This is a genomic window from Aeromicrobium sp. Leaf272 (genome assembly GCF_001422865.1).
Classification (GTDB): Bacteria; Actinomycetota; Actinomycetes; order Propionibacteriales; family Nocardioidaceae; genus Aeromicrobium.
Genome location: NZ_LMMY01000014.1, coordinates 34,685 through 52,202, shown reverse-complemented (window position 1 = coordinate 52,202; position 17,518 = coordinate 34,685). Strand labels below are relative to the sequence as shown.

At 74.1% G+C, this 17,518-nt stretch carries 14 protein-coding genes; 7 read left to right on the top strand and 7 right to left on the bottom strand.

The window, feature by feature from the left end:
• The first annotated feature begins 4 nt into the window (after nt 1-4).
• Nucleotides 5-1,474, top strand: a complete 1,470-nt coding sequence (locus ASF38_RS13110; protein WP_056553745.1) for a zinc-dependent metalloprotease — start codon at nt 5-7, stop codon at nt 1,472-1,474.
• Nucleotides 1,471-2,025: an NUDIX hydrolase gene (locus tag ASF38_RS13105; protein WP_055966662.1), complete on the top strand. Its 555-nt coding sequence runs from the start codon at nt 1,471-1,473 to the stop codon at nt 2,023-2,025. The genes ASF38_RS13110 and ASF38_RS13105 overlap by 4 nt, the downstream gene beginning before the upstream one ends.
• Here ASF38_RS13105 and ASF38_RS13100 read toward each other — a convergent pair.
• A complete protein-coding gene (locus ASF38_RS13100; protein ID WP_235492923.1) occupies nt 1,979-2,470 on the bottom strand; it encodes a YgjP-like metallopeptidase domain-containing protein in 492 nt (163 codons plus the stop codon). The genes ASF38_RS13105 and ASF38_RS13100 overlap by 47 nt on opposite strands.
• Before the next feature lie 484 nt (nt 2,471-2,954).
• On the opposite strand from ASF38_RS13100, the gene ASF38_RS18210 reads away from it, so the two are divergent.
• The 3 genes from ASF38_RS18210 to ASF38_RS13090 all read left to right on the top strand — a co-directional run bounded on the left by ASF38_RS18210 (nt 2,955) and on the right by ASF38_RS13090 (nt 5,408).
• Nucleotides 2,955-3,113, top strand: a complete 159-nt coding sequence (locus ASF38_RS18210) for a DUF5679 domain-containing protein (RefSeq protein ID WP_164468777.1) — start codon at nt 2,955-2,957, stop codon at nt 3,111-3,113.
• Nucleotides 3,114-3,194: 81 nt separating this feature from the next.
• Nucleotides 3,195-3,995 carry a hypothetical protein gene (locus tag ASF38_RS13095; protein ID WP_055966649.1) on the top strand — a complete coding sequence of 267 codons (801 nt, stop codon included), beginning with the start codon at nt 3,195-3,197 and terminating at the stop codon, nt 3,993-3,995.
• A 24-nt stretch (nt 3,996-4,019) separates the two neighbouring features.
• On the top strand, nt 4,020-5,408 hold the full coding sequence (locus ASF38_RS13090; RefSeq protein WP_082480753.1) for an AarF/ABC1/UbiB kinase family protein: 1,389 nt from the start codon (nt 4,020-4,022) through the stop codon (nt 5,406-5,408).
• 55 nt (nt 5,409-5,463) lie between these two features.
• On the opposite strand, the gene ASF38_RS13085 is transcribed toward ASF38_RS13090, so the two are convergent.
• A complete protein-coding gene (locus ASF38_RS13085) occupies nt 5,464-6,111 on the bottom strand; it encodes a LysE/ArgO family amino acid transporter (RefSeq protein ID WP_056577134.1) in 648 nt (215 codons plus the stop codon).
• A gap of 70 nt (nt 6,112-6,181) precedes the next feature.
• On the opposite strand from ASF38_RS13085, the gene ASF38_RS13080 reads away from it, so the two are divergent.
• Nucleotides 6,182-7,060 carry a LysR family transcriptional regulator ArgP gene (locus ASF38_RS13080; protein ID WP_056553739.1) on the top strand — a complete coding sequence of 293 codons (879 nt, stop codon included), beginning with the start codon at nt 6,182-6,184 and terminating at the stop codon, nt 7,058-7,060.
• Here the strand turns inward: ASF38_RS13080 and ASF38_RS13075 are convergent.
• The gene (locus ASF38_RS13075) at nt 7,057-9,099 is read right to left on the bottom strand and encodes an ATP-dependent DNA helicase UvrD2 (protein WP_056553736.1); all 2,043 of its coding nucleotides are present in this window, start codon (nt 9,097-9,099) and stop codon (nt 7,057-7,059) included. The genes ASF38_RS13080 and ASF38_RS13075 overlap by 4 nt on opposite strands.
• A gap of 173 nt (nt 9,100-9,272) precedes the next feature.
• Between ASF38_RS13075 and ASF38_RS13070 the strand changes: the two genes are divergently transcribed.
• Complete coding sequence (locus ASF38_RS13070) at nt 9,273-9,518, top strand: mycoredoxin (protein ID WP_055966639.1); 246 nt, start codon at nt 9,273-9,275, stop codon at nt 9,516-9,518.
• 179 nt (nt 9,519-9,697) lie between these two features.
• On the opposite strand, the gene nudC is transcribed toward ASF38_RS13070, so the two are convergent.
• From nudC to ASF38_RS13050, 4 genes are read right to left on the bottom strand one after another with little or no spacing between them, the layout of a single operon-like run.
• Nucleotides 9,698-10,573 (bottom strand): NAD(+) diphosphatase, encoded by an 876-nt coding sequence (nudC, locus tag ASF38_RS13065; RefSeq protein ID WP_056576583.1) that lies wholly within the window; start codon nt 10,571-10,573, stop codon nt 9,698-9,700.
• A 32-nt stretch (nt 10,574-10,605) separates the two neighbouring features.
• A complete protein-coding gene (locus tag ASF38_RS13060) occupies nt 10,606-13,725 on the bottom strand; it encodes an ATP-dependent DNA helicase (protein WP_056577131.1) in 3,120 nt (1,039 codons plus the stop codon).
• Nucleotides 13,726-13,727: 2 nt separating this feature from the next.
• Nucleotides 13,728-17,015 (bottom strand): ATP-dependent DNA helicase, encoded by a 3,288-nt coding sequence (locus ASF38_RS13055; protein WP_056576581.1) that lies wholly within the window; start codon nt 17,013-17,015, stop codon nt 13,728-13,730.
• Between the two features lie 31 nt (nt 17,016-17,046).
• Entirely contained in the window at nt 17,047-17,358 is a 312-nt protein-coding gene (locus ASF38_RS13050; protein ID WP_056553730.1) for an MGMT family protein, read from the bottom strand.
• Nucleotides 17,359-17,518 lie beyond the last annotated feature (160 nt).

The window sequence follows — 17,518 nt, the reverse complement described above, 5'->3', positions numbered from 1 at the left end:
CGTCATGGCCGACCATCCTGACGACCGCGACGACGCCGACGAGGACCCGCGGGACCCCCAGCCCGACAGCACGCCCGACGGCACGCCTGGCGGGGCGTCCAGGCAGCCCCGCTTCGGCCCGGAGCCCACCGGCTCCGGCTCTCCTGATCCCGGTCCTGCCGGCCAGAACCCCTTCGCCGGAACCCCGCTCGAGCAGATCTTCGGTGCCCTCGGCGGATCGATGGGCGGTGCTCCGGGTGCGGGCGGCCCGGCGGCCGGCTTCGGCGGCCAGACCCCGGACCTGAGCGCGCTCTTCGGCCAGATGCAGCAGATGTTCAGCGGAGCGGGATCGGACGGGTCCGTCGACTTCGGCACCGCCCGCGACGTGGCGCGCAAGGCCGTGGCCGCCGCCGGCCCCGACCCGGCCCCGCACGGGGGCCAGGTGGGCGCCGTCGCCGACGCGGTGCGCCTGGCCGAGTCCTGGCTCGACCGCGTCACCGACGTCCCCGCCGCCGCCACCTCGTCCGCCGCCTGGAGCCGCGCGGAGTGGATCGAGGCCACCGGCACGTCGTGGCGTCGCCTCGTCGAGCCGATCGCCGACAACGTCGTCGGCGCGATCGGTCAGGCCATCCCCGAGGAGGCCCGCGCGATGGCCGGACCCCTCATCGGCATCCTCAACCAGGCCGGCAGCGCCATGTTCGCCCAGCAGATCGGCCAGGGGCTCGCCGGACTCGCCACCGAGGTCCTGTCGTCCACCGACATCGGTCTGCCGATGGGCCCCCGCGGCGTGGCGGCCGTGCTGCCGCACAACGTGGCGGCCTTCGGCGAGGGCCTGGAGCACTCCCCGGCCGACGTGCTGCTCCACGTCACCCTCCGTGAGTGCGCGCACCACCGTCTGTTCGCCCACGCACCGTGGCTCGAGCAGGCCCTGGTCGGCGCGATCGACGAGTTCGGCAGCGGCACCCGGATCGACGTCGAGGCCATCGAGGCTCAGGTGCGGGAGATCGATCCCACCCGGCCCGAGGCGATCGCCGAGGCCATGCAGGGTGGGCTGTTCGAGCCCAAGCGCACGCCCGGCCAGCAGCACGCCGTCGATCGGCTCGAGACCTTGCTGGCCTTCGTCGAGGGCTGGGTCGACGAGGTCGTCGCGCAGGCCGCCGCCGACATGCCGTCGGCCCCGGCCCTCGCCGAGGCCGTCCGACGTCGTCGCGCCACCGGCGGGCCGGCCGAGCAGACCTTCGCCTCCCTGGTGGGGCTCGAGCTCCGCCCCCGGCGACTGCGCGACGCGGCCAACCTCTGGGCCGCCGTCCGCGACCGTCAGGGACCGGCGGCTCGCGACGCGGCCTGGACCCACCCCGACCTCATGCCCACGGCGGCCGACCTCGACGACCCGCTGGGCTTCGCCAGCGGCGAGACGGCCGACGACGGCTTCGACGCGGCGCTCGACGAGCTGCTGTCGCAGGAGCCCGACTCCTCGCCCGACGACGAGCGGTGAGCCTGCACACCAGTGCCGTCCACACCCTCGAGGCGTGGACGGCGCCCGACGGCGACCAGGAGGCGCTCCGCCTGCGGTACCTGGAGCACCTGGCGACAGCACCCGACGGCATGCTGCGCTCGTGCCGCCCCGACCATGTGACCGTGAGCGCCCTGGTGATCACGGCCGACGCCGAGCGCGTGCTGCTCGTGCGGCACGCCAAGGCCGGGTTGTGGCTGCAGACCGGCGGTCACTGCGAGCCGGAGGACGTCGACGTCGTCGGTGCCGGCGCTCGTGAGGCACTCGAGGAGACCGGCATCGAGGGGCTGCGGCTGGATCCCGTCCCGCTCAGGCTGTCGCGCCACGCCGTGCCGTTCTGCTCCCCCGGCGGACACCACCTCGACGTGCAGCTGCTCGCCGTGGCGCCGGTCGGGGCCGAGCCCGTGGTGGCCGAGGGCGAGGACCCGGTGCGCTGGTTCGGCGTGGACGAGGCCGTGGAGCCGACCGACGCCGACACGCTCGCCCTCATCGCTGCTGCCAGGACACGCCTTCGAGGAACCCCTCGGCCTTGACCGCGTGGGGGTAGCCCTCGAGGAGCGCCCAGAACCGCCGTGAGTGGTTGGCCTCCACGAGGTGCGCGAGCTCGTGCAGGACCACGTGGTCGACGACGTAGTCGGGCATGTCCCGGACCCGGTGGGAGATGCGGATGGCCCCGGTGGACGCAGTGCACGAGCCCCAGCGCGTGCTCTGGTTCGTGACCCACCGCACCGACGTGGGTCGGGCACGGCCCTCCAGGTACCGCTCGGAGAGCTCGAGCGCCCGCGCCATGAGGGCGGCGTCGCTGCGCGGTGACCGCTCGGCTCGGGCGTCGAGGCGCGCGACGAGACGGGCCACCTCCTCGCGCTCCTGCTCGGGGGTGAGGTGCGCCGGCACGAGCACGATCGTCCGGTCGCCGTCGCGGTACGCCTGGATGGTCCGCCGACGTCGCGCACTGCGCCTGATCTCCACCTCGCCCACGTCGAGCACGGTAGGGCACGACTCCACGGACGAGGATCTTTCCGTCCACAGGACCCCGGCCGCTCGCGTGGGACTCCGCGCAGGTCAGAGGGCTGGGCCGGCGGCTCGCCACCGGTACGTGCACCGTCCGACGGCGGTCTGTCCACCGGCCGTCCACACCCCTCTCCGGCGATCCCCACACGTTCCCCACAACCTTGTCCACAGGAGTGGACAACCAGTTCCGCAGATCGGTTGACGCCGACTCCCCCGACCCCTACGTTGTCCCTCAGCCGGGCTCCCGAACACGGTCCGCAGGGGAAGGCAGACCCCCTCGGGAGCCCGGCTGCTCCATGTCCGCCTCCGCCCCCCGCGAGCCCGGTTCGAAACCCGCCCCGGCGCCACCGTCCAGGCCCGCCGGGGACTCGCCCTGGCTGCGACCCGAGGCTCCCGGACCGAGTGGCCGCTAGAGTGCGTGTGACGAGCACCACACCCACGGGAGGCAGCCATGTCGGAGACCTGGAGCGGCGAGTTCTACTGCGTCAAGTGCAAGGACAAGCGCGAGGCCACGGGCGACGTCGTCGTCAGCGAGAAGGGCACCCGGATGGCGAAGGGCACCTGCCCGGAGTGCGGCACCAAGCTGAACCGCATCCTCGGCAAGGCCTGAGCCGAACCCTGCGCCGGCTCGGCCGCGTCCGCTGTGGACGTCGGCCTCGTCAGGTCCGGGTGCGCTCGGCAGGCTGGGGCCATGCAGCTGCGGCCCGTCCTGCCTCCCGGTGGCGACGTCGTCCGTCGGGACGCCCGCACCCTCGTGGTCGGTGGGCGGCCGGGTGTCCTGGTTCCCGACCGGCCCGGACTCGTGCAGCTGCTGCGCCTGCTCGACGGGCGCGGGCTCGACGCGCTCGCCCGCCTGGCGTCGGAACGGGTGCCCGAGCTCGTCGACGACGTGACCGCCGTGGTCAACGAGCTCGTGGCGCGAGGAGCACTCGACCCGCACCCGCCCACTGCTCCCCCGGCACTCACGCTGCGCGTGCAGGCCTGGGGCGGCAGCCAGAGGGCGGCGGCTCTCGTCCGGACCGCCCTCGACGACCTCGGACTGCGCCCCGACCCGTCCGACGCGTCGGCGCTCCTCGTGCTGGTGGCGGCGGGCGAGCCGCCGCGCGGCTGGGTGGCACGCGCCGTCGAGACCGGCGTGCCGGTCCTCCCGCTCGTGCTCGGTGACGACTGGGGGCGCCTGGGTCCGCTCACGCTCGCCGGTCGCACACCGTGCCTCGGCTGCCACGACGCGGCGCGTGCCGCGTGGGACCCGGCGTGGCGTGCCACGCTCCCCCAGCTCGGCCGGCCCCTCGTCCCGGCTCCACCACCTCGTCCGGCCACGAGCCTGGTGCTCCGGGCCGCCGCACTCGCGGCCGAGCAGACCCTCGCGTGGGCCGAGCGCCGCCGGCCCGAGACGGTGGGAGCGGTGCTGCACCTCGGTGGCAGGCGGCTCGAGCACGAAGCCGTCCTCGTCCACGAGGGCTGCACGAGCCTCCTGCACCGGGCCGAGTGAGGACGATCGACCTATCCTGAGGTCGTGACCCATGACGAGGACGAGGTCGAGCCCACCGACGGTGGTTCGAGCCGACGCTCGCGCTCGTCACTGCCTGTCGGTGCCTTCACGCGTGGGGCCAGGCTCGCGGCCCTCCCCGTGGGCTTCGCGGGGCGGACGGCCCTCGGCGTCGGACGTCGCATCGGCGGTGCTCCCGCCGACGCCGTGGTCACCGAGGTGCAGCGCCGCACCGCTGAGCAGGTGTTCACCGTGCTCGGTCAGCTCAAGGGCGGGGCGATGAAGGTCGGCCAGGCCATGAGCATCTTCGAGGCCGCCCTCCCCGAGGAGATCGCCGCGCCCTACCGCGAGACCCTCACCAAGCTCCAGGACGCCGCGCCGCCGATGCCCGTGGCCGTCGTGCACCGCCAGCTCGTCGCCGAGCTGGGCGAGGACTGGCGGGAGCGGCTCGTGGAGATCGGTGACCAGCCGGCCGCGGCCGCGTCCATCGGCCAGGTGCACCGCGGGCGCTGGCACGACGGCCGCGAGGTCGCCGTCAAGATCCAGTACCCGGGTGCGGCGAAGGCACTGCGGTCGGACCTGCGCCAGCTCTCGAGGATCTCGCGGCTCCTCGGTGTCCTCGCACCGGGCATCGACGTCAAGGCCCTCCTCGCCGAGCTGGAGGAGCGGGTGGTCGAGGAGCTCGACTACCGGCTCGAGGCCACGGCGCAGCAGCGCTTCCACGAGGAGTACCGCGACGACCCCGACCTCATGGTCCCGGCCGTCGTCGACGGCACCGAGCGCGTGCTCGTGAGCGAGTGGATGGAGAGCACGAGCTCGCTCGCCGAGCTGATCCGCTCCGGCAGCCAGGCCGACCGCGACCTCTACGGTTCGCGGTACGTGCGGTTCCTGCTCGCGAGCCCCGATCGCGTGGGCATGCTGCACGCCGATCCGCACCCCGGCAACTTCCGGATCCTGCCCGACGGGCGCCTGGGGATCGTCGACTTCGGTGCGGTCGCCCACCTCCCCGACGGGCTCCCCCGCGCCCTGGGACCGCTGCTCACGGCCGCCGTCTCCGGTGATGCCGAGGCGGTGACCGACGGTCTGCGCGGCGAGGGATTCCTGCGGCCCGGCACGAAGATCGACCCCGAGGTGATGGCCGCCTACGTCGCGCCGTTCGTCGAGCCCGCCGTGGCCGAGGAGTTCACCTTCTCGCGGGCCTGGCTGCGCGACCAGGCCACCCGGGTGGGTCTCGGCGGCGAGGGCATGTCGACGTCGCTGAAGATCAACCTGCCGCCGGAGTACCTGCTGATCCACCGGGTGTGGATCGGCGGCGTCGGCGTGCTCTGCCAGCTCGGTGCCACCGCCCCGTTCCGCTCGATCCTGGAGGAGTCCGTCCCGGGGTTCGTCCCCTCCTCGTGGGCACCGCCCGAGTGACCGGGCCCGGTCGACCCGGCTCGGCCCCACCGCCCTGAGGGATCCGTTCGACCCCTCAGCCTCCGACGACCAGCGTGACGGCCAGCACGAGCATCAGGCAGGCGATCACCCCGTCGAGGATCCGCCAGGCCCTCGCGTCCCGCAGCCATCGGCCGAGGTGCCGCGCCCCGTACCCGAGGCCACCGAACCAGAGCACGCTCGCCGTCATCGCGCCGACCGCGAACCAGAGGCGGCTCCCCCCGTGGGAGGCGGCCACCGAGCCGAGGAGCACCACCGTGTCGAGGTAGACGTGCGGGTTCAGCCACGTCAGCGCGAGGGCGGTCGCCGCCACGCGGGTGGCGGAGGAGCGGACCTTCAGCACCCCGGGGGCCCGGTCGGCGTCCGAGGACGCCGCTCCCGCGCCGACCTCGAGCGCCTCGCCGCTCGAGGACAGGGCCCGCCGTGCCGCGAGGACCGCGTACCCCGCCAGGAAGGCCGCGCCACCCCACCGCGCTGCGTCGACGAACCACGGCACGGCGTCGACCACGCGACCGAGGCCGGTCACGCCGACGCCGATGAGCACGAGGTCGGAGAGCGCGCACACGGCCACCACGAGGCCCACGTGCTCGCGGCGCAGGCCCTGGCGCAGCACGAACGCGTTCTGTGCGCCGATGGCCACGATGAGCGCGAGCCCGGTGCCGAGTCCCGCGAGAAGGCTGGTCATGACGTCCACGCTAGGGAGGATCGATCCTCAGGTACAGCGAAGAATCCTGCAGTGTCATTAGACTTGCTTCATGTGGACCGACCCCGTGGCCGCCCGGACCGTGGCGGCGGTCGTCGACGCCGGGACCTTCGACGCCGCGGCGCGTCAGCTGCACGTGACCCCGTCGGCGGTGAGCCAGCGGGTCAAGGCGCTCGAGCAGGCGCTCGGGCAGAGGCTGCTCGTCCGTAGCACTCCCGTCAGGGCGACCGATGCCGGCGAGGCCGTCCTGCGGTACGCCCGTCGTGTCGCCCTGCTGGACCAGGACGTCGCGACCGAGCTCGGTCTGACCGGCCCACGTCGACCGCACCTGGCGGTGGCCGTCAACGCCGACTCGCTGGCCACCTGGTTCCTCGACGCCCTGGCCGCGTTCACCGCCTCGCACGACGTGGAGGTCGAGCTGCACCGCGAGGACCAGAGCCGGACCGCCGGGATGCTCGAGGACGGCACGGTCGTCGCGGCGATCACCGCGCAGAGCGACCCCGTTCCCGGGTGCCGCGTCGAACCGCTCGGTGCGATCGAGTACCGCGCCATGGCCGCGCCGTCGTGGGTCCGACGCTGGGCGCCGGACGGCGTCGACACCGCGGCCCTCCGGCAGGCCCCGCGCGTCGACTACGACCGCACCGACACGCTCCAGCGGGACTGGCTCACCACGCGTGACGTCGATGCCGATGCCACGCCGCGCCACCTGGTCCCCTCGTCGCACGACTTCACCCGCGCGGTCGCGCTCGGCCTCGGCTGGGGCCTGGTACCGCGACAGCACGCGCGGGAGCACCCTCTCCTGGTGGACCTGGGCGGTCCGACGATGCGCACCGTCCTGTGGTGGCAACGGTGGCGCACACCCTCGGCACTGCTCGACGGGCTCACCGACGCCGTGGTGGGGACCGCTCGCTCGACCCTCGCGCGCGGCTAGTCCGACGCGCTGAGCACCGCCAGCACGCCCTCGCCGTAGCGCTCGCGCTTGGTCTGGCCGATGCCGGGGATGCCCACGAGTCCGCGCTCGTCGCGCGGGCGCAGCTCCACCAGCGCGAGCAGCGTGGCGTCGGTGAACACGACGTAGGCCGGCACCTTGGCCTCGGCCGCCTGCTCGCTCCGCCACTGCTTGAGCCGGTCGAACAGGGCGCGGTCGGCCGGGTCGAGCGCCTCGAGCTCGGTGTTGGTGCGCTTCTTGGGGCGTGGGCCCACCGTGCCGCCGCGGGACGGGTGGTCCGGCGGCAGCAGAGGATCGAGGAAGCGGGTGGGCTTGCGGCCCTGACGTCCGCCGGGCTTGCGGGCCCGCGACCAGGAGATCGTCAGGTGGCGGCGTGCGCGGGTGACGCCGACGTAGAACAGTCGGCGCTCCTCGGCCACCCCCTCGGGCGTGTCGGCGTGGACGATCGGGAGCATGCCCTCGTGCATGCCGACGCAGAACACGGCATCCCACTCCAGGCCCTTCGCGGCGTGGAGGGTGGCCAGCGTGACGCCCTCGGCCGTGGGTGCGTGCGACGCCTGGGCACGTCGTTCGAGGTCGGCCAGGAGATCGGCCAACGTGGCGTCACCGCGGGCCTCGGCGAGGTCGTCGGCCATGGTGACGAGCGCATGCAGCGACTCCCACCGGTCGCGGGTGGCGCCGCTGCCGGACGGAGCCGTCTCGGTGTGGCCCATGCTCGCCAGCACCGCGCGCACCTCGTGGCCGAGACGTCCGTGGTCCGGTGACCCGGCATCGGTGGTGGCGTCGGTGCCGTCGTCGCCGGCTCGCGCCGCACCGCGCAGCAGCGTGACCGCCTGACGGACCTCGGCACGCTGGAAGTACCCCTCGACCCCGCGCAGGGTGACGGGGATGTCGCGCTCGCCGAAGGCCTCCTCGAACGCCTCGGACTGCGCGTTGATGCGGAACAGCACCGCCATCTCGCGGTACGGCACGCCCGAGCGGTGAAGACGCACGATCTCGTCGGCCACCGACGCGGCCTCGCTCGGCTCGTCGTTGTGGCCGAGGTAGCGGACGGGCTCCGCTGGCGCGGCCTGCGACTGCAGCGGTCGGCCGTGCGCCTCGCCCGCGGCCCCCTGGAACACCGCGTTCGCGACGGCCACCACCTGCGGCGTGGAGCGGTAGTTGCGCACCAGCTGGATCCGCTCGGCGTCGGGGTAGCGCTGCGCGAAGTCCCCGAGGATGCGCGGCGAGGCGCCGGCGAACGTGTAGATCGTCTGCCGCGGGTCACCCACGACGCACACGTCGTCGCGGCCACCGAGCCACAGGTCGAGCAGCGTGGACTGCAGCGGGTTGACGTCCTGGTACTCGTCGACCACGAACCAGCGGTACTGCCGTCGGACCTGGGCGGCGATGCGCTCGTCGTCGGCGAGGATCGCCGCGGTGATGAGCAGGATGTCCTCGAAGTCGATGCGCCCCCGCTCGCGCTTGACGTCCTCGTAGGCGCTCATGACGGCCGCGACGCGGGTGGGGTCGAGGTCGGCGACCTCGCGACCCCGGCGTCGTGCGACGTCGGGGTAGTCGGTGCCACGGACGTTGCTGACCTTGGCCCACTCCACCTCGGCGGCGAGGTCGCGGATGACGGCGTTGTCGGGGCGCCGGATGCCTTCGCGGTTGGCGGCCTCGGCGACCAGACCGAACTTGGAGGCGACGATCTCGGGTAGCTCGGTGCCGTAGACCTGCGGCCAGAAGTAGCGCGCCTGGCGCAGCGCGGCCGAGTGGAAGGTGCGCGCCTGCACCCCCGGCGCCTGCAGCTGCGCGAGGCGACCCCGCATCTCGCCGGCGGCGCGGGTCGTGAAGGTCAGGGCCAGCACCTCGGTGGGCACGTACAGGCCCGTGGCCACGCCGTAGGCGATGCGGTGGGTGATGGCCCGGGTCTTGCCCGTGCCGGCACCGGCCACGATGCAGACCGGCCCCCGCAGCGCGGTGGCGGCGGCCCGCTGCTCGGGGTCGAGGTTCTCCAGGAGGTCCTCGGGGGTGGGCAACGCACGCTCCTGCGGGTCGGTCGATGGTCGGTTCGGTGTGGTCGAGCTGGTGACGTCGAGCGGGTCGCTCGCGGGAGCCGGCGACCGCGCTCGCCACAGTGGGGAGGTGGAATGTCGCGGGGCGCGAGATCGTTGACTCGACAGGACCACCCTAGACGTCACAGGAGACAACGATGACCGGCGACTTCACCCTCTACTCGACCCCGTGGTGCGGCTACTGCCACCGCCTCAAGTCGCAGCTGCAGCGCGAGGGCATCACCAACTTCGCCGAGGTCGACATCGAGGCCCAGCCCGAGGCCGCAGCGGTGGTCGAGAAGGCCAACAACGGCAACCAGACCGTGCCCACGCTGGTCTTCGCCGACGGCACCGCCCTGACCAACCCCTCCGTCGCCCAGGTCAAGGCCCAGCTCGGCGTCTGAAACACCCCTGACTGCTCCCCGAAGCCCGAGCGGGCCACGAACCGACCCCACGGCGCGCGGCAGCGCGACGAGCAGGGCCGCGCGTCAGCGCGGGGAGCGATGGTGGCGACACCCGCGAGCCCTGCGAGCGGAGTCGCGACCGTCGCGTGCCGTTGCCGGCCGCGTGAGGTGTCGGCCAGTCAGAACCAGGCAGCCGGCAACGGCCCCTGGTACCACGTCTCGATGAGCCAGCTCGAGATCGAGACGCCGCTCGGAGGCAGCAGCAGCGTGCCGGCCTCACCCTGGGCGCGCAGCTCCTCGCGCGTGACCCACTGCGCCGCGCCGAGCTCCACACCGTCGACCTCGATGTCCGTGGTGACGGCCTTGCCGAAGAACCCGAGCATCAGGCTCGCGGGGAACGGCCAAGGCTGGCTCCCGCCGTAGGCGACCTCGCCGACGACCACGCCGGCCTCCTCGTGGACCTCGCGCCGCACGGCGTCCTCGAGGCTCTCCCCCGGTTCCACGAAGCCCGCCAGCGTGGACCATCGCCCCTCGGGCCACGTCGCCTGGTGGCCGAGGAGGGCCCGGTCCCGGTCGTCGGTCACCAGCATGATCACGGCGGGATCCGTGCGCGGGAAGTGGTTCGTCCCGCACTGGGTGCAGTGCCGCAGGTGGCCCGCGGCCTGGACCTGCGTGGCCCCGCCACAACGGGGGCAGAAGGGGGTGGCGGCCAGCCACCGGGCCATGCCCACCGCGTGCACGGCCACCGACAGCTCGTCGGCGCCCAGCAGCGGCGCCAGCACCCGGACGCTGACCGGCACCAGGTCGGCGGGGACCCGGTCGACCACGACGGCTGCGCGGCGGACGCCGTCCTGCTCACCCAGGAAGATCCACGTGCCGTCGGGCGCCTCGTCGCGCGGGAGCCACCGCAGTGCGGGCCCGTCGACGGTGGCCACGTGCTCGCCGCCGAGCACCAGGACCTCGACGTCGGGGCCGTCCCACGCGTCGTGGGCACGCAGGTGGCCGGCACGGTCGTGGCGGGCGCGGTCGAAGGCGAACGGTGCGGGATCACTCACCCCGACAGCCTAGGTGGGGTCGGCTCGGCGGCTCACGCGCCAGGCGCGAGGAGCGTCTCGAGCGCAGCGCGGTCGAGCAGCTCCTCGGGCGCGAACCGCACGACCTCACCGAGTCGCACGTAGTAGAACGCCCCGGACACGCGCGCCGGGTCGACGTCGTGCAGCTCGGCCCACGCCAACCGGTAGAGGCTGAGCTGGAGCGGGTCGGCGTCGGCCCGCCGGTTGGTCTTCCAGTCCACGACCTCGAAGCCGGGGCCCTCGGGGGTCGACGTCGAGAACACCGCGTCGATCCGCCCCACCACCTGCTGACCGCCGAGCAGCAACGAGAAGGGCGCCTCGACCGTGTGCGGCGTGCGCTGGCCGAACGGTCCGGCCTCGAACAACGCGATGACCTCGTCGAGCTCGGCGTCGTCGCTGATCTCGACGTCGCCCTGTCCGGGCAGGTCGGCGGGGTCGAGCAGCGGCTGCTGGCCGTAGTGGGCCTCGATCCACGCGTGGAACCGGGTGCCGAAGCGTGCGGCGGCCGAAGGCCGTCGAGGCATGGGCCGTGCGAGCGAGCGCGCGAACGCCGACTCGTCGTCGGCCAGGGCCAGCACGGCTGTGGCCGAGAGCGTGGGCGGCAGTGGCACCGGCCGCTCCGCCGACGCGGCCGCGTCGGCCTCGGCCAGGAGCAGGTCGATCTCCTGGGACAGCTCGGCCACCCGATCGCCCGGGACGGGGAGCTCGGCCGTCGGCTCGGCGGACGAGGCCAGCACCACCTCCACCTCGCGGGCCAGCGCGCGACGGCCGTCGACCGGTGGCGGCTCCACCGGCCAGGCGATGCCGTCGGACAGCACGAGGTGGGGGTTGGTCTCGTCGTCGGGGGGCGGATCGGCCCAGACCAGCGGCTCGACCCCGAGGCCGGCCAGGTGGTCGCGGGTGCGCACCAGGAAGTCCGACGGTCCGCGCGGCTTCTTCTGCGTGCGCCCCCACCAGTGACCGCTCACGACGACCCGCTGCTTGGCGCGCGTGTACGCCACGTAGCCCAGCCGGAGCTCCTCCCCGAGGGAGTCGGCCTTGCGTCGCGCATCGAACTCCTTGCCCGCGGCCGGGGTCCACTCCGCCAGCGGAGCGAGCGAGCCTGCGTCGCCGCGCAGCGGGTACGGCAGGACCGAGCCGTTGGTCAGCCAGCTGGACCGACCCCGTCCCGAGGGGAACACCCCGTCGCTCACGAGCGGCACGAACACCGCACCCCACTCCAGGCCCTTCGCCCGGTGGATCGTGAGCAGCTTGACGGAGTCGGACTCCGAGGGGGTCGTGACGTCCATGCCCTCGTTGAACTCGTTCTCGGCCTGGAGGTAGGCCACGAGTCCGGTCAGCGAGGCGTAGCGGTCGCTCGCGGCGTAGTCGGCCACCGCGTCGAGGAAGGTGGCCAGGTTGTCGGAGGCACCCTCGACCTCTCCCGCCTCGAGCTCGATGTCGAGGTCGAGGGCACGCACGGCTCGGCGTGCCAGGTCGAGCAGCGGCTCCCCGACGTGGGACCTGACCCGGTGGACCACGCGCGCGAGGTCGGCGAACCGGTGGCGCGCACGCGGGTCGTACGGCAGGTCGCCCGGGTCGTCGAGGGCCTCGGCCAGCGCGACCACCTCGGTGGGGTCGGTGCCCTCGACCGCCCGGGCGAGCTCCTGCGCGAGGGTGCTGTCGTCGTCGCGACCCAGGGTGCGCCCGCTCAGCGAGGCGGCACGACGGCCGAGCAGCGCGAGGTCGCGCGGGCCGATGTTCCAGCGCGGCCCGGTGAGCAGGCGCAGCAGGGCCGGGTTGGCGGTGACGTCGTCGACGACCTCCAGGAGCGACAGCACGTCGAGCACCTCGGGCTGGGCCAGCAGGCCGGAGAGGCCCACGATCTCGAACGGGACGTGCGCGTCGCGCAGCGCCTTGACGATCTCGCCGTTCTCGCGGCCGACGCGGACCAGGACCGCGATGTCGCTCCAGGCCCGGCCACCCTCGTGCTCGGCGACGATCTCGGTGACCATGGCGGCGATCTCGTCGTCGACGGTGCCGTGCAGCGCGACGTCGACCCGACCGGTCGTCGTCGCGGCCGACGTGAGCGGCTGGACGACCGACGACGTGGCGTAGAAGGGGGCGGCGAGGTGGTTCGCCGCGTCGATCACCTCCGGCGGGCAGCGTCGGGTCTCGACGAGGGAGAACTGCCGTCCTCGCGACCCGTCGGCCGCCGGGAAGTCGTCGAGGAACTCCTCGAGGTTGCCGGCCGCAGCACCCCGCCAGCCGTAGATGCCCTGCGCGGGATCGCCCACGGCGGTGACGGGCAGGCCCGCGAAGAGCGCCGTGAGCAGGTCGCGCTGCGCGACCGAGGTGTCCTGGTACTCGTCGAGCAGCACGACGTCGTAGCGCTCGCGCAGCGCCTGGCCCACCTCGGGCAGCGCGGCCAGCTGCGCGCCCCAGGCCATCTGGTCGGAGAAGTCCATGACCCCGTCGTCGGCCTTGGCGGACCGGTACGCCTCGACCAGGAGGCTCAGCTCGGTGCGCTTCTGCGCCGCCACGGCCGCGTCGCGGAGCAGGGCCGGCTTGCCGACGGCGTCGTACTCGGCGATGACGGCCGCGTCGTGGTCGCGCAGCTCGGCCGGATCCACGAGGTGCTCCGAGAGCTGGGCGTCGAGGGACATGACGTCCTGGACGAGCGTGGGCAGGTGCGTGCTCACCCTCTGGAGCGGTCGGTCGTAGGTGCTGACCACGCGTGCCGCCCGCTGGAAGCGCGAGGCGTCGGTGACGACCCGCAGGTCGGGCTCGACGCCCAGGCGGAGGCCGTGCTCGGCGATGAGGGAGCCGGCGAAGGCGTGGTAGGTCGACGCGGTGGCGTCGGCCCAGGGCTGCTGCGGGTCGTGCGGCAGGTGCTCCAGGTCGGCCCGGATGCGCTGCCCCAGCTCTGCGGCCGCCTTGTTGGTGAAGGTGAGCCCGAGGATCCGCTCGGGCGCGATGCCGACGTGACCCACGAGCCAGAGCACGCGCGCCGCCATGACGGTGGTCTTGCCCGACCCGGCGCCGGCGATGATCGCGCCCGGGCGGTCGAGCCCGGCGGTGATGGCGTCGGCCTGGGGCTGCGAGAACGGGATGCCGGTGAGCTCGCGCAGGTGGTCGATGTCGCGGACGAGCATGGTCACGACGACTCCCCCTCCTCGGCGACAGCGCGCCGGTGCTCACGGACCAGGATCGACGCGCCGGCGTCGTGGGCGGGACAGACCCGGGTGAACTGGCAGTACCCGCAGCCGCCGGTGGCCTCGGTGGCGGCGACCTCCTCGTGGACGAGCGTGTGGACGCTGCGACGCAGCTGCTCGACCGCGAAGAACGGCGCGTCGGACGGCGCGTCAGCGGGTGGGGGAACCTGCTGCTGGACCTTGGTGACGCCCCGGCTCTCCTGGCGCAGCTGGACCAGCTCGGCCCCGGCGGGTGGCGCGTCGCCGGCCAGGTCCCGGGTGGCGCCGTGCTGGACGACCAGCTGGTACAGGCCCAGCTGGGGGTGCTCGGCGAGCTCGTCGCGCGACGGCGAGCCCTTGCCGGTCTTGAGGTCGACGACGTGGACCCCGTCGGCGGACCTCTCGACGCGGTCCATCGAGCCCTTGAGCGCCACGGCGCGCCCCTCGACCTCGATCTCGACCTCGAACGGGTGCTCCGCCGCCAGCACGTCGCGCGGGTTGTCGCGGTGCCACTGGACGAAGCGGCCGAGCGCCTGCACCGCCTCGCCGCGTTCGCGCTCGCTGATCCACGGCGGGAGGTCGAGCTGGGCCCAGACGTCGTCGAGGTGCGTGGCGAGCTCGTCGGCATCGGGCTCGCGGCCCGAACGCACGACGTCGGCGGCGATGGCGTGCACGATGGAGCCGAAGCCCTGCGCACTCGTGGTGGCCTGCGCGCCGTGGGCCTCGTGGTCGAGGAACCACCGCAGCGGGCACTGCATGAGGGCCGAGACCTGGCTGCCCGAGAGCCGCAGGGGTTGGTCGTCGGGACGCCACGGAGCGTCGGACTCGGTGCGCTCGGCCAGGCCCCACCAGGCGGACGGGTGCGCCGAACGACCGGCCGGGTGGGTGGACAGCCGAGCCAGCTGCTCGGCCACGCGTCGACGCTCGTCGGGGTCACGGGTGTGCTCGCCGATGCGGCGCAGCTCGGCCACGGCCGACCGCAGCGACAGTGCTCGGCGCGGCCGGTGCTCGGCCGGCGGAAGGGTCCGCGGGGCCGGGCGGGCGCTCGGGTCGTCGGCTGCCGACAGGTGCGCGTGCAGCTCGCCGACGAAGCGCGAGGGCTGGTCGCCCTCGTCGGAGCCGCTGGCGACCGCCGTGACCACGAGGTGCTCGCGCGCGCGACTGCACGCCACGTAGAACAGGCGGCGCTCCTCGGCCACCGCCTCGCGCACCGACGGGTACGGTCCGAGGCCATCGCGGGTCAGGCGGTCGGGCTGCAGCAGGCTGCTGCGCAACCGGGTGTCGGGCCACTCGCCGTCCTGCACCCCGGCGACGACCACGAGGTCCCACTCCAGGCCCTTGGAACGGTGCGCGGTCATGAGCTGGACCCCCGACACGAGGTCGGTCGCCCCGGTGAGCGTCCCGGCGGGGATCTGCTGGGCCTCGAGGGCGCGCACGACCTCGCGGACGCCGCGGTGCGCCTGGCGCTCCTCGGCCCGGGCCGCCTCGGCGAACAGGGCGCACAGCGCGTCGAGGTCGTGGTGCGCACGCGCCGCACCGTCGCCGCCGCCCTCGGCCTCGGCGCGCAGGCGGGCCGGCCACGACGTGCCGTCCCACAGCTCCCACAGCACCTCCTCGGCCGAGGCGCCGCCGCGCACGAGGGCGACGGCAGAGGACAGCAGTCGGGCCACGCGACGGGCGGCTTCGACGGCCGACGCCGCCGGGCCCTCGACCACCAGGGTGTCGAGCAGGTGGGGGTCGGCCAGCGCCTCGGCGAGCAGCACTCGCGACGCACGGGGCGAGCCGTTGCGGGCGGTGTCGTCGGTGCGCAGCACCCGACCGAGCCGACGCAGCGCGGCGGCGTCGAGACCGCCGAGAGGTCCGGTGAGCAGCGCCGTGGCGGCCTCGGGGTCGAGGGCGTCGTGGTCGATGAGGGCCTGGGCGGCGTGCAGGCCGGCCAGCAGGGCACGCACCGCCGGCTCCACGGCCAGCGGGAGCTCGTCGCCCGCCACGTCGACGGGGACGCCTGCGGCGCTGAGCGCCCGGTGCAGCCGGTCGAGGTGCGGGGCCGACCGCACCAGGACGGCCATGCGCTCCCACGGCACCGGCGGCTCGGCCGCCAGGTGGGCCTCGCGCAGCAGCAGTGCCACGTGCTCGGCCTCGGCCGTGGCCGACGTGAAGGTGCGCACCTGCACCTCGCCCGTGCGCGACGGGTCGGTGGCCGGCGACCGCAGGGCCTCGAAGCGGTCGGCGTCGAGCGCTCCGAACACCCCACGGTTCTCGACGACCGACCTGACGGCATCGGCGATCGCCGCGCCGTAGCGGTTGGTGCGGGCCAGGGTGAGCGCCGGGGCCGGCCCGCGGACGGTGGCGAACCGCTCCCCGAAGTCGAGCGTGCCGCGCACGTCGGCCCCACGGAAGCCGTAGATGGACTGGTAGGGGTCACCGACCACCACGAGGTCGCGGCCGTCGCCGGCGAGGCGCCGGAGCAGCTCGACCTGCAGGGGGTCGGTGTCCTGGAACTCGTCGACCACCACGAGCCGGAGCCGACGCCGCCAGCGGTCGCGGCACTCCGGGTCGCCCAGCAGACGGACCGCGTGGTGCACGAGGTCGGTGTGGTCGATGGTGCCCTCGAGAGCGGCCACACCCGTGACCTCGTCGAAGAACAGCGACGCGGCCACCCAGTCGGGTCGGCCCGCCGCACTGCCGATGTCGTGCAGGTCGACCGCGTCGAGTCCCTGCGCCCGCGCCGCGGCGAACAGGCGCTGGAGCTCGGTGCTCATGCCGCGCGTGCGCAGCGCCTGGCGCAGCGGGACCGGCCAGCTCTCGGGGTCGGTGCCGTCGAGCAGCTCGGCCAGCCGGGCGTCGTGCTCGGGTGCGCTGAGCAGGGTGACCGGCCGACGGAACTCCTCGAGGTCCTGCTCGGCCCGCACGAGGGCGTAGCAGAACGCGTGGAAGGTCATGGCCGAGGTGGCGGAGGTGGTGCGGGCCAGCCGGCGCCCGATGCGGGCCCGGATCTCCTGCGCGGCGGCGCGGCTGAAGGTGAGGACGAGCACCTCGTCGGCGCGGACCGCACCGGACTCCACGCGCTGGGCCACGAGCTCGACCAGCGTCGTGGTCTTGCCGCTGCCGGGGCCGGCGAGCACCTGGAGCGGCCCGCCGGTCGTGGCGACGTGGTCGAGCACGGCCTGCTGGCTGGGGTCGAGCACCACGGCGGGACCTGCCGACGCCGGGCCCCCGGCGCGCTGCAGGCGGTACTCGGTCGTGGTCACACCACCATCTGAGCAGAGACCACCGACACGCTCAGACCGTGCCCTCCGGATCGACGTCGGTCCACAGCGCCTCGGCCATGTGCACCCGGCCGTTGCGCACGGGCGTCCCCTCGTCGGCCCAGTGCGCCTGCGCCTCGATCATGAGCGGCGGCACCATGGTGCCGTCGGCGCGCGGGACCCGCCACCAGCAGACGGCATGGCCGTGCGCCGACATGATCCGCCCGACGTAGCGCGGCCCGTAGCCGCCCGCGAGCAGCTCCGCGACGCGCCCGTACGGCAGCACGCGACCCGGCGGGATCAGCTCCACCAGGCTCAGCACGCGCTCGACGTAGGCCTCGTCCATGGGTCGATCATCGCCGACGTCGGGTCACGATCGGCCTGCGGCTTCGTCGGTGCGGCTGGGGCTCGACCTGCTGCTGCGTCGCTCGAGGTGGGTCTTCGGCTGCTGCTGCGTCGCTCCGGCTCGGTCGTGCCTTGCGGCCGCGTCGCTGTGGCTCGTCGTC